The 12,698-nt window shown below is 59.9% G+C and carries 10 protein-coding genes; 9 read left to right on the plus strand and 1 reads right to left on the minus strand.

All coding sequences use genetic code 11. From position 1 onward, the window contains the following. The first annotated feature begins 189 nt into the window (after window positions 1-189). From rimP to ACQZ63_RS06610, 9 genes are all read left to right on the plus strand, one after another. On the plus strand, window positions 190-786 hold the full coding sequence (gene rimP / locus ACQZ63_RS06570) for a ribosome maturation factor RimP (protein ID WP_003514299.1): 597 nt from the start codon (window positions 190-192) through the stop codon (window positions 784-786). Window positions 787-850: 64 nt separating this feature from the next. After that, window positions 851-2,467 (plus strand): transcription termination factor NusA, encoded by a 1,617-nt coding sequence (nusA, locus tag ACQZ63_RS06575; protein WP_025592018.1) that lies wholly within the window; start codon window positions 851-853, stop codon window positions 2,465-2,467. Further along, window positions 2,464-3,165: an RNA-binding protein gene (locus ACQZ63_RS06580; protein ID WP_003514297.1), complete on the plus strand. Its 702-nt coding sequence runs from the start codon at window positions 2,464-2,466 to the stop codon at window positions 3,163-3,165. Before nusA ends, ACQZ63_RS06580 begins: the two co-directional genes overlap by 4 nt. 102 nt (window positions 3,166-3,267) lie before the next feature. Then, the gene (infB, locus tag ACQZ63_RS06585; RefSeq protein ID WP_003514296.1) at window positions 3,268-6,015 is read left to right on the plus strand and encodes a translation initiation factor IF-2; all 2,748 of its coding nucleotides are present in this window, start codon (window positions 3,268-3,270) and stop codon (window positions 6,013-6,015) included. 75 nt (window positions 6,016-6,090) lie between these two features. Next, window positions 6,091-6,507: a 30S ribosome-binding factor RbfA gene (gene rbfA / locus ACQZ63_RS06590; protein ID WP_003507167.1), complete on the plus strand. Its 417-nt coding sequence runs from the start codon at window positions 6,091-6,093 to the stop codon at window positions 6,505-6,507. Window positions 6,508-6,510: 3 nt separating this feature from the next. Further along, complete coding sequence (gene truB / locus ACQZ63_RS06595) at window positions 6,511-7,458, plus strand: tRNA pseudouridine(55) synthase TruB (protein WP_113555627.1); 948 nt, start codon at window positions 6,511-6,513, stop codon at window positions 7,456-7,458. Window positions 7,459-7,621: 163 nt separating this feature from the next. After that, entirely contained in the window at window positions 7,622-7,891 is a 270-nt protein-coding gene (gene rpsO, locus ACQZ63_RS06600; protein WP_003514294.1) for a 30S ribosomal protein S15, read from the plus strand. A 270-nt stretch (window positions 7,892-8,161) separates the two neighbouring features. After that, complete coding sequence (gene pnp / locus ACQZ63_RS06605; protein WP_003514278.1) at window positions 8,162-10,309, plus strand: polyribonucleotide nucleotidyltransferase; 2,148 nt, start codon at window positions 8,162-8,164, stop codon at window positions 10,307-10,309. 75 nt (window positions 10,310-10,384) lie between these two features. Then, window positions 10,385-11,401, plus strand: coding sequence for a class I SAM-dependent methyltransferase (locus ACQZ63_RS06610; RefSeq protein ID WP_113555628.1), 1,017 nt, complete (start codon window positions 10,385-10,387; stop codon window positions 11,399-11,401). Window positions 11,402-11,416: 15 nt separating this feature from the next. Here ACQZ63_RS06610 and ACQZ63_RS06615 read toward each other — a convergent pair whose 3' ends face one another. Then, a complete protein-coding gene (locus ACQZ63_RS06615) occupies window positions 11,417-12,361 on the minus strand; it encodes an AEC family transporter (RefSeq protein ID WP_013635221.1) in 945 nt (314 codons plus the stop codon). Window positions 12,362-12,698 lie beyond the last annotated feature (337 nt).

Below are 12,698 nucleotides of genomic sequence, written 5' to 3' on the forward strand. Positions count from 1 at the left end.
GGCCGCAGCCGTGACTGAAGCGCCCTGCCCGCGAAAACCTTGCAATCCTGCCCTGATGGGTCTATATGACCTTTGAAATTCTTGATCGCTTGATGAAGAGTGGGGCCGCAAGGCTCCGCTCTTTTTCGTTAGGCGAACCGGAAACCACGGGCTGAGCGCCCGGTGAAAATCTAAAGACCGGAAGGCCAGATGGCAGACACCGTACATGAACCGCGACTGATAACCGAAACGGGAATCGACCAGCGCATCGCCGAAATCATCGAGCCTGTTTTGACGGGCATGGGATATCTTCTGGTGCGCGTGCGCCTCTCCAACCAGAACGGCATGACCCTGCAGGTGATGGCCGAGCGGGAAGACGGCACCATGACCGTCGAGGGCTGCGAAGCCGTGTCAATGGCGATTTCACCGGTTCTTGATGTGGAAGATCCGGTCGATAAGGCGTATCATCTCGAAGTTTCCTCGCCCGGCATCGACCGGCCGATGGTTCGCAAGTCGGATTTCACCCGTTGGCAGGGCCATCTGGTGAAGGCCGAAACCTCCATTCTGGTCGAAAACCGCAAGCGGTTTCGCGGCAAGATCGTCGAGGTGGATGCGGACGGCTTCAAGCTGGAACGCGACCAGATCGCCTATGGCGACGAACCGACAGTCACCATTCCGTTCAGCGCGCTTTCCGATGCGAAGCTCATTCTGACGGACGACCTTATTCGTGATGCGCTGCGGGCAGACAAGGCGGCAAAGGCCGCCGCCGCAAACCAGAACGACGAAAACGAAGCAGACGAAGACTAATTCCAACGTAAAAGCCCGGAAAACGGGTGATCCCCGCAATTATGCGACTTACGGAGACAAAAAAATGGCAGTGAGTGCTAACCGGCTTGAGCTTCTGCAGATCGCCGACGCTGTGGCGCGCGAAAAGGTCATCGACCGCGAAATCGTGCTTGCCGCAATGGCCGACGCTATCCAGAAAGCCGCCCGCTCGCGCTATGGTTCGGAAACCAACATTCGCGCCGACATCAACTCCAAGACCGGCGAAATCCGCCTGCAGCGTCTTCTGGAAGTGGTAGAGACGGCCGAAGACTATTCGACCCAGATTCCGCTCGAACTTGCCCGCGACCGCAACCCGGACGCAAAGCTCGGCGATTTCATCGCCGATCCGCTGCCGCCGATGGATTTCGGCCGTATCGCCGCACAGTCCGCCAAGCAGGTCATCGTTCAGAAGGTGCGCGAAGCAGAACGCGACCGTCAGTATGACGAGTTCAAGGATCGCATCGGCGAAATCGTCAACGGCACCGTCAAGCGCGTCGAATACGGCAATGTGATCGTCGATCTGGGCCGTGGCGAAGGCATCATCCGTCGCGACGAGATGATTCCGCGGGAAAACATGCGTTATGGCGACCGTGTCCGCGCTTACGTCTACGACGTTCGCCGCGAGCAGCGTGGCCCGCAGATTTTCCTGTCGCGTACCCATCCGCAGTTCATGGTGAAGCTGTTCACCATGGAAGTTCCTGAAATCTACGACGGCATCATCCAGATCAAGTCGGTTGCCCGTGACCCCGGTTCGCGCGCCAAGATCGCCGTCATTTCGAACGACTCGTCGATCGATCCGGTCGGCGCCTGCGTCGGTATGCGCGGTTCGCGCGTTCAGGCCGTTGTCGGCGAATTGCAGGGCGAAAAGATCGACATCATTCCGTGGAGCCAGGAGCCGGCATCCTTCATCGTCAACGCTCTGCAGCCCGCTGAAGTGGCCAAGGTCGTTCTGGATGAAGAATCCGAGCGCATCGAAGTTGTGGTTCCCGACGAGCAGCTTTCGCTCGCCATCGGCCGCCGCGGCCAGAACGTACGTCTGGCATCGCAGCTGACCGGCTGGGATATCGACATCATGACCGAGCAGGAAGAATCCGAGCGTCGCCAGAAGGAATTCAACGAGCGCACGGCACTCTTCATGGACGCCCTCGACGTTGACGAGATGGTTGGTCAGGTTCTGGCTTCCGAAGGCTTCGCGCAGGTTGAAGAACTTGCCTATGTCGATCTTGGCGAAATTTCCTCGATCGACGGCTTCGACGATGACACCGCCGATGAAATCCAGACCCGCGCCCGCGAATATCTGGAACGCCTGGAAGCCGAAATGGACGCCAAGCGCAAGGAACTCGGCGTTGCCGACGAGCTGCGACAGATCGAAGGCCTGACCTCGCAGATGATGGTCGCCCTTGGTGAAGACGGTATCAAGACCATCGAGGACTTTGCCGGTTGCGCCGCAGACGATCTGGTCGGCTGGAGCGAACGCAAGGACGGCGAGACGAAGAAGTTCGAAGGCATCTTCTCCAAGCTCGACGTATCGCGCGTCGAAGCTGAGAACATGGTTGTGCAGGCCCGTCTTCTGGCAGGCTGGATCACGGCCGAGGATCTGGCTTCCGAAGAGGAAGTCGATGCGGAAGCTACTGAGGAGGCGGATACCGCCGGACAGGAATGACATCGCAGGTGCATGAGCCGGACGAGCTGCCCGAAACCGATGAGGACGGGCGGCTGGAAGGCAACGTCAATGGACGTATGTGCATTGTGACAAGGCAGAGCGGATCTCCAGACGAGTTGATCCGCTTCGTCGCAGGGCCGGACGGCAACGTCGTTCCGGACCTGAAACGCCAATTGCCGGGGCGCGGATGCTGGGTAAAGCCGGAGCGCGCCCTGATAGAGAAAGCCATCGCGAAGAAGATCTTCGCACGGGCACTCAAACGCGACGTCAAGGCCGGGCCGGAGCTTCTCGCTCTTCTCGACCGCCTGATGTCGCAGCAGCTTGCCGGAATGATGAACATGGCGCGCAAGGCGGGTCAGTTCATCAGCGGCGCGACGAAAGTCGATGCCGCCGTCCGTTCGGGGAATGCGATTGCCGTGTTCCACGCAACCGATGCCGCGGCAGACGGCGTGCGAAAACTGGACCAGGCCCGCAAGGCCTGGGAGCTCGGCAGCGATGCCGGCAATGAAATTCCGTCCTTCCGGCTCTTTAGCGAAGCCGAAATGGACGAGTTGATGGGCCAGAATGCTTTTATCCATGCTTGCGCGCTTGCGGGGCAGGCGGGTGAGGGTGTAGTGAAGCGCGCAAAGATGCTTAAGCAGTACCGCCTTGGCGGTCAGCCTGAGGCGGAACGCGACGCTGCCCGGACAGTACAATGACGCGGTTGCCAAACATGAACGGCCGCCGCGTTCCGATGCAGCACTTGAACGACGAGACCTGATGGATGTCATCCGGTTCTCGTCCGTAGGAACGGGAACGGAATGACCGACAACAACGACGACAAGACACTCAATGCGCCGGCCAAGAAGACTCTTACCCTGAAACCGGGCGGGATGAATCAGGGCACCGTGCGGCAGGACATGGGTCGAGGTCGCACCAACGCGGTTGTCGTGGAAACACGCAAGCGCCGCCCCCTGCGTCCCGAAGACGAGAAGCCGGTTCAGCCTGTCGTGGCGGCAGCTCCGGCGCCGAAGCCGGCAGCGCCTGCCCCTTCGGCACCGCGTCCGCAGGCCCCACAGCAACGCATTCAACAGCCGAGCAACCAACAGCAGCGTCCGGGTTCTTCCCATTCGCAGCAGCGCCCCGGCTCGTCCGCACCGCAGCAGCGTCAGCCTGACCGTCCGCGCGGCAACGTTCTGCACGACCTGTCCGCAGGCGAGATGGAAGCCCGCCGCCGTGCGCTGATAGAAGCGCAGGCTCGCGATGTTATCGAAGCCAAGCAGCGCGCCGAAGACGAAGCCCGCCGCAAGGTGGAAGAAGAACAACGCATCGCCGCTGAAAAGATCGAAGCCGAAAACCGCGCTGCCGAAGAGGCTGCTGCGGCAAAGATCGCTGCGAGCCAGCCTGTTACGGAAGCGAAATCCGATCTGTCCGGCGAAAAGCCGGCTGCGGCCGCTGCGCCGGCGCCACGCGCTGACGCCCGTCCCCAGCCTGTTGCTCCCCGTTCCGCTCCCGCCACGCCCGATGCCGCCGCTCCCCGCGGACGCCGCACCGGTGGCGACGACGAGGACGATCGCGGCGCAGTCCGTCGTGGCAGCAGCCTTCCGGCTCGTGGCAAGGTCGTGGCTCCGGTTCCGGCCAAGCCTGCAGCCCGCCTGAAGACCGAAGAAGAGCGCCGTCGTGGCAAGCTGACCGTGACCGCCGCCAATCTGGAAGAAGATGGTACGCCGCGTGGCCGCTCCATGGCATCCATGCGCCGCCGCCAGGAGAAATTCCGTCGCAGCCAGATGCAGGAAACCCGCGAAAAGGTTCTGCGCGAAGTCATCCTGCCGGAAACCATCACCATTCAGGAACTGTCGCAGCGTATGTCCGAGCGCGCCGTTGACGTCATCAAGTTCCTGATGAAGGAAGGCCAGATGCTGAAGCCGGGCGACGTGATCGACGCCGATCTGGCGGAACTGATCGCGGTCGAATTCGGCCATACGGTCAAGCGCGTTTCCGAATCCGACGTTGAAGAGGGTCTCTTCAACAAGGCTGACGATGAAGGCGAGATGGTTTCCCGTCCGCCGGTCGTGACCATCATGGGCCACGTCGACCACGGCAAGACCTCGCTGCTCGACGCTATCCGTCAGGCGAATGTCGTTGCTGGCGAGGCCGGTGGCATCACCCAGCATATCGGCGCCTATCAGGTCGAAAAGAACGGTCAGAAGATCACCTTCATCGACACCCCCGGCCACGCCGCCTTTACGGCAATGCGTGCCCGTGGTGCGCAGGCAACCGACATCGCCGTGCTGGTTGTTGCAGCCGACGACAGCGTGATGCCGCAGACGATCGAGTCGATCAACCATGCGAAGGCGGCCGGTGTTCCGATCGTCGTTGCGATCAACAAGATCGACAAGCACGAGGCAAACCCTGAAAAGGTTCGCCAGCAGTTGCTTCAGCACGAAGTATTCGTGGAATCGATGGGTGGTGAAGTTCTTGATGTCGAAGTGTCGGCCAAGAACAAGCTCAACCTCGACAAGCTGCTCGAAGCGATCCTGCTTCAGGCGGAAATCCTCGATCTCAAGGCGGATCCAAGCCGCACTGCGGAAGGCACGGTCATCGAAGCCGAGCTGGACCGTGGACGTGGTGCCGTCGCGACCGTTCTCGTGCAGAAGGGTACACTGAAGCCCGGCCAGATCATCGTTGCCGGCGATCAGTGGGGCCGTGTGCGCGCGCTCGTCAACGACAAGGGCGACCACGTGAAGGAAGCCGGTCCGGCCATGCCGGTCGAAATCCTCGGCCTTTCCGGTACGCCGTCAGCCGGTGACCGTTTTGCGGTTGTCGAAAACGAAGGTCGTGCTCGCGAGATCTCCGAATACCGCCAGCGTCTGGCTCGCGACAAGGCTGTTGCCCGCCAGACCGGTCAGCGCGGCTCGCTGGAACAGATGATGAGCCAGTTGCAGACTTCGGGATTGAAGGAATTCCCGCTGGTCATCAAGGCGGACGTGCAAGGTTCGGTCGAAGCCATTATCGCTTCGCTCGACAAGCTCGGCACAGACGAAGTCCGCGCTCGTGTCGTTCACTCTGGTGCTGGTGCCATCACGGAATCGGATATCTCGCTTGCCGAGGCATCGAACGCCGCGATCATCGGCTTCAACGTTCGCGCCAACGCACAGGCACGTACGGCGTCCGAACGCGCCGGTATCGAAATCCGCTACTACAACATCATCTACGATCTGGTGGATGACGTGAAGGCGGCGATGTCGGGTCTGCTTTCGCCGGAACGTCGCGAGACCTTCCTCGGCAATGCCGAAATTCTCGAGGTGTTCAACATCACCAAGGTCGGTAAGGTCGCGGGTTGCCGCGTCGTCGAGGGCAAGGTGGAACGTGGTGCGGGTGTGCGTCTGGTGCGCGACAACGTCGTTATCCACGAAGGCAAGCTCAAGACCCTCAAGCGCTTCAAGGACGAAGTCAACGAAGTGCCTGTTGGTCAGGAGTGCGGTATGGCCTTCGAGAATTACGAAGACATTCGCGCCGGCGACACCATCGAGTGCTTCCGCGTCGAACACATCACGAGAACGCTCTAAGCGTCTCGCCGCAAAACAGGACTTTTCTGTCGGGCGCCGGCTTCACCGGCGCTCGCTCCGTTTGAGGCATTACCCATGGCAAAAGCTACATCATCGGCCCCTTCGCAACGCATGCTGCGTGTTGGCGAACAGGTGCGCGCCGCACTGACCCAGATTCTCCAGCGCGGCGAAGTCCGCGACGATCTGATCGAAGGCACCGTCATTTCCATCTCGGAAGTGCGCATGTCACCCGATCTCAAGATCGCGACCGCTTACGTGACGCCGCTTGGCGTTGCCGATCACACCGACATCATCACGGCGCTCAACCGCCATGCCAAGTTCATGCGCGGCCGCCTCGGCCCGCAGCTGCGGCAGATGAAGTACATGCCGGAACTGCGTTTCCGCGACGATACGAGTTTCGACAACTACCAGAAGATCGACGCACTCCTGCGGTCACCGGAGGTGCAGCGCGATCTGGGACCTTCGAACGAAAAAGACGACGAACAGAACTGAAGCATGTCCAAACCACGCAAACAGCAGAACCGCAAACCCAAGGGCCGCCCGATTTCGGGCTGGCTCATTCTCGACAAGCCGCTCGATTTCGGCTCAACCGAAGCCGTTTCCAAGATCAAATGGCTGTTCAACGCCCAGAAGGCAGGTCACGCCGGAACACTCGACCCCTTGGCGTCCGGCATGTTGCCGATTGCCCTCGGTGACGCCACAAAGACCGTTCCTTACGTCATGGACGGCCGGAAAATCTACGAGTTTACCGTCACCTGGGGTGAAGAACGCGCAACCGACGATCTGGAAGGCGAGGTAGTCAACTCCTCCGACCAGCGCCCGGACGAACAGGCGATCCGCGATATTCTACCCAATTATACCGGCGTGATCATGCAGACGCCGCCGCAGTTTTCCGCCATCAAGATCGCCGGTGAGCGGGCCTATGATCTGGCTCGTGAAGGCGAAACGGTGGAGATTCCCGCGCGCGAGGTGGAAATTCACCGTCTGACGCTGCTCGCCTGCCCCGACGCTGACACCGCTCATTTCGAAGTGGAATGCGGTAAGGGTACCTATGTGCGGGCGCTTGCGCGCGATATGGGCCGGGATCTCGGTTGTTTCGGTCATATTTCGCAATTGCGCCGTACCATGGTCGCGCCATTCGGCGAGGACATGATGGTACCGCTCGAAAGCTTGACGGCGCTCGAAGCCATCGAAGACCGCGACGAGCGGCTTGAAGCGCTCGATGCTTTTCTGATCGACACGGCGGAAGCGCTTTCATCCCTTCCCCACCTCATCATCAATGATGATCAGGCACACCGGCTGAAGATGGGCAACCCGATCCTGCTGCGCGGGCGTGATGCGCCGGCCAATCACCCGGAGGCCTATGCCACTGCGCATGGCAAGCTCATTGCCATCGGCGAGATCGGCGAGGGCGAATTCCGGCCGAAGCGCGTTTTCGGTTGAGACGAGCCTTGAGGGGCGGCGTCAATCGCCTCTTTCAATTGTACCCGGAATAGTTTATAGGCAGCGCCAGCTTGGGCTTTGCCTATGCTGCCGAATGGCCAGAGCTGGACGACATCCCGGCTCTAGGCGTCCCATTTTTCCTTAAAATAGAAAGGATCGTCCGATGTCGATTACTGCAGAGCGCAAAGCCGCCCTCATCAAGGAATATGCAACGAACGAAGGCGACACCGGTTCTCCGGAAGTTCAGGTCGCTATTCTGACCGAGCGGATCAACAACCTGACCGGTCACTTCAAGGACCACAAGAAGGACAACCACTCCCGTCGTGGCCTTCTGACGCTGGTTTCGAGCCGCCGTTCGCTTCTCGACTATCTGAAGAAGAAGGACGAAGCCCGTTACAGCAAGCTGATCGGTGCTCTCGGCATTCGCCGCTAAAACCTTATCCGGCGGGTTTCGCAACGATACCCGCCGGTTTTTATATCTGGCCTTTTGAAGGTCATCTTCAATTTCCGGGCGTTCGCCATAGATGTGGCCCCCGGACGATAAGGCAGCCCCGGATGGGCCGGTGCAGCCTTTTCAACCGCAGACCTGTCATGGGGCAGGATTGCCGGATGCTTGCACCTTGAAAGCCTCCGGCTGTCTTGCCCGTGATTGCGTCGTTCTTTGCCCCCTCGCAAGGCGGGCATACACAAACAAGGACAAGATATGTTCAATAAACACTCCGTGGAAATCGAATGGGCTGGCCGCCCGCTGAAGCTCGAGACAGGCAAGGTTGCCCGTCAGGCTGACGGCGCCGTCATCGCAACCTACGGCGAGACGATGGTTCTTGCGACGGTGGTTTCCGCAAAGTCTCCGAAGCCTGGACAGGACTTCTTCCCGCTCACCGTGAACTACCAGGAAAAGACCTACGCAGCCGGCAAGATCCCTGGCGGCTATTTCAAGCGCGAAGGCCGTCCGTCGGAAAAGGAAACGCTGGTTTCCCGCCTGATCGACCGTCCGATCCGCCCGCTGTTTCCTGAAGGCTACAAGAACGACACGCAGGTTGTCGTAACGGTCATTCAGCACGACCTCGAAAATGACCCGGACGTTCTGTCGATGGTTGCCGCATCCGCTGCGCTCACACTGTCTGGCATTCCTTTCATGGGCCCGGTCGGCGGCGCGCGCGTTGGTTACATCAACGGCGAATATGTTCTGAACCCGCATCTTGATGAGATGGATGAATCGGTTCTGGATCTGGTTGTTGCCGGCACGCAGGACGCAGTCCTGATGGTGGAGTCGGAAGCCAAGGAACTCAACGAAGACGTCATGCTCGGCGCCGTCATGTTCGGCCATCGCGGCTTCCAGCCGGTTATCGACGCGATCATCAAGCTCGCTGAAGTTGCCGCCAAGGAACCGCGCGAATTCGAACCGGAAGATTTCTCCGCGCTCGAAAACGAAATGCTCGGCCTTGCCGAAACCGAACTGCGCACCGCCTACAAGATCACCGAAAAGGCTGCCCGTTACGCCGCCGTCGACGCCGTAAAGGCGAAGGTCAAGGCTCACTTCCTGCCGGAAGAAGGCGAAGCGAAGTATAGCCCTGAAGAAATCGGCGCTGTCTTCAAGCACCTTCAGGCGAAGATCGTTCGCTGGAACGTTCTCGACACCAAGAGCCGCATCGATGGCCGCGACCTGTCGACCGTTCGTCCGATCGTTTCGGAAGTTGGCATCCTGCCGCGTACGCACGGCTCGGCGCTGTTCACCCGTGGTGAAACCCAGGCGATCGTTGTTGCGACGCTCGGCACCGGCGAAGACGAACAGTATGTCGACAGCCTGACCGGCATGTACAAGGAACGTTTCCTTCTGCATTACAACTTCCCGCCCTACTCGGTCGGTGAAACGGGCCGTATGGGTTCCCCGGGCCGTCGCGAAATCGGTCACGGCAAGCTCGCATGGCGCGCTATCCGTCCGATGCTGCCGACTGCGGAACAGTTCCCCTACACGCTGCGCGTCGTTTCCGAAATCACCGAGTCCAACGGCTCTTCGTCGATGGCAACGGTTTGCGGCACCTCGCTTGCACTGATGGACGCTGGCGTACCGCTGGCCAAGCCAGTTGCCGGTATCGCCATGGGCCTTATCCTCGAAGGCGAGCGCTTTGCGGTTCTCTCCGACATCCTGGGTGACGAAGATCACCTCGGCGACATGGACTTCAAGGTTGCAGGTACTGCCGACGGCATCACCTCGCTGCAGATGGACATCAAGATCGCCGGTATCACCGAAGAGATCATGAAGATCGCTCTGGAGCAGGCACAGGGTGGCCGCAAGCACATCCTCGGCGAAATGGCGAATGCCATCACCGAGAGCCGCGGCCAGCTTGGCGAATTCGCACCGCGCATCGAAGTGATGAACATTCCGGTCGACAAGATCCGTGAAGTCATCGGTTCGGGCGGCAAGGTCATCCGCGAAATCGTCGAAAAGACCGGCGCCAAGATCAACATCGAAGACGATGGCACCGTCAAGATCGCTTCTGCTTCCGGCAAGGAAATCGAAGCGGCCCGCAAGTGGATCCATTCGATCGTTGCAGAACCGGAAGTCGGCCAGATCTACGAAGGTACGGTCGTCAAGACCGCTGACTTCGGCGCTTTCGTCAACTTCTTCGGCGCCCGCGACGGCCTCGTTCACATCTCGCAGCTCGCTTCCGAGCGTGTCGCCAAGACCTCCGACGTCGTCAAGGAAGGCGACAAGGTCTGGGTCAAGCTGATGGGCTTCGACGAGCGTGGCAAGGTTCGCCTGTCCATGAAGGTTGTCGACCAGGCAACCGGCAAGGAAGTTGCCGCAGACAAGAAGAAGGAAGATGGCGAAGCCGCTGCCGAGTAAGGCAGCCTCGCCAGACCCTATCGAGGCGCGGGTTTTGCCCGCGCCTTTTTTCTATTCCATCTTGAGGACGCTCCAATGAGCCGTGATGCTGTTAAAACCCTTTTCCATCCCTTTGCCGCAGAGATGCTCGACTTGCCGAAAGAGGGCGAGCGCGTTCTGTTTCTGGGAGCGGAAGCCGGCCCGCGGCTAGACGGTTTTAACGCTGACATCGTCTCGGTTCAGAATTTTCGACCGCTTTACCGGGCTCTTCAGGCCCAGAACGCAGAGGTCACGCCGGATATTTCCGGCGAGGACTACGATGCGGCGTTGCTGCTTTGCGGCAAACATCGCGGCGAGAACGAAAACCGCGTCGCTGAAGCGCTCTTGCGCGTCAAGGCGGGTGGGTTGATCGTGGCGGCGGGATCGAAGGAAGACGGCATTCTGACGCTGCGCAAGACGCTGGCAAAGCTTGGCATCGAGGCGGAATCGACGCCGAAGTACCACGGCGTCGCCCTCTGGTTCAAACGGCCGGAAGACGTTGCATCTGCCGTGTCGAAACTCGCGCAACATTCCGTTACGGTTGCTGGCCGTTTCACCGCCATGCCCGGCATGTTCTCGCATGACCGCGTGGACGATGGCTCGGAGCTGCTCGCGTCGCGCCTGCCGACCGACTTCGACGGCAACGCCGCCGATTTCGGCGCAGGCTGGGGTTATCTCTCGGTCATGCTGGCGGAAAAATCGCCGCGCACGGCGCGTATCGATCTTTTCGAAGCGGACTGGAACGCGCTCGAATTCGCCAAGACCAATCTTCTTGAAAACAATCCGCGACTGACGGCGCGCTTCTTCTGGCAGGACCTTGCAAACGAGCCGCCGAAAGAAAAATACGACCTCATCATCATGAACCCGCCTTTCCACGCGGCAGGACAGGCGGCAGAACCCGCTCTCGGTCAGGCCTTTATCAAGACGGCTGCCGGCGCGCTTCGCAACGGTGGAAAGCTGCTGATGGTCGCCAATCGCGGCATGCCCTATGAGCCGGTTCTGGCGGCGGAATTCCGCACCAGCGCCGAGGTATGCCGCAACGCGCGCTTCAAGATCCTGAGCGCCCAGAAGTAAGCAATTCGAGCATCATCAGCTCAACAGCCATGCCCACAGCGACACGGAAAGAACACCGGTCGCCGTGGAAATGCTGATAGTGGAGGCCGCAACGCTGTGGCCGATGCCGAAGCGGTTGGCGATCAGCCATGCATTCACCCCTGTCGGCACCGACGAGGTGAGCACGAGGGCAGCTGTCCATTCCCGGCTGAGGCCGAGAGCATGGCCCATGGCCCACACGCAGGCGGGCAGAAGCAGCAGTTTGAAAACCGTCATGGTGACGGCAATCCCCAGATTACCGCGAATGGTGTATTTCGTCAGCGCCATACCGAGCGAGATGAGCGCTGCCGGTCCCGCCATGGACGCGATCTGATCAACCACGGTCTTGAGGATGGGCGTGAGCGTCACGCCTGAAACATTGGTCGAAAGCCCGATGAAAAGTCCGATCACCAGCGGATTTGTAATGAGGTTGCGGCCGACCTGCCTGAAGACAGAAGCCATGCTGCGCTTTTCGCCGCCCACCGCCTTATGCGTGGCGTTCTCCATCAAGATGGTACCGGCAATCATCATGACCGGCAGATGGATGGCCAGCAGAATGGAGAGGGCGACCAGCCCCTCATCCCCGATGGACCGCCCGACAAGCGGCAGGCCGATGAAGATATTGTTGGCAAAGGCCGAGGATATGCCGGCTATGACGGCGATGCGACTATCCTGCTTGAAGATGTACCGCGTGACGATATGCCCAACCGTCCAGGTTACGGCCACGCCGGCGAAATAGGTCAGCCACAGCCGGAAGGGCGATGCGCCATGAAAATTCGCCTCCGCAAGAGTGCGGAAGATCAAAGTCGGCACGGCGATCTTGAACACGAAATCGCTGAGAATCTCACCGGCATCAGCCCTAAACAAGCCGGCCTTGACGGTGAGCCAGCCGATCAGGATAAGAATGAAAATCGGAGCGACGTTCGCGGCAACGGCAGACATGGAGGGAGAGCTTTCGCGGCTTTTGCGGGAGATACTCCGCTTTAGAGCCTTTTCCAAGGGAATGGAATCGCGAAAACGCTGCACCCGGATGTTTCATTTAATACGCGACGTAGCTCCGTCAGGTATTTTTGCAGAAAGCCCCTCAAAACCGGTCACTGGATCAAGTGGCGCTGCGGTCGGTTTTTCGAGTACCGTCTATAATGAAAACCCGCTTGCGGCACTCTAGAAAGAGGCGGACCAAAGGTGGACCAAAAGAAAAAGCGGGGTTTCCCCCGCCTTTTGTCATATCCGTTATACGCCGTCAGTACATCCGTGACGGAGATAACGGGTGAGCCAG

This window comes from Agrobacterium sp. CG160-95 (assembly GCF_053521725.1).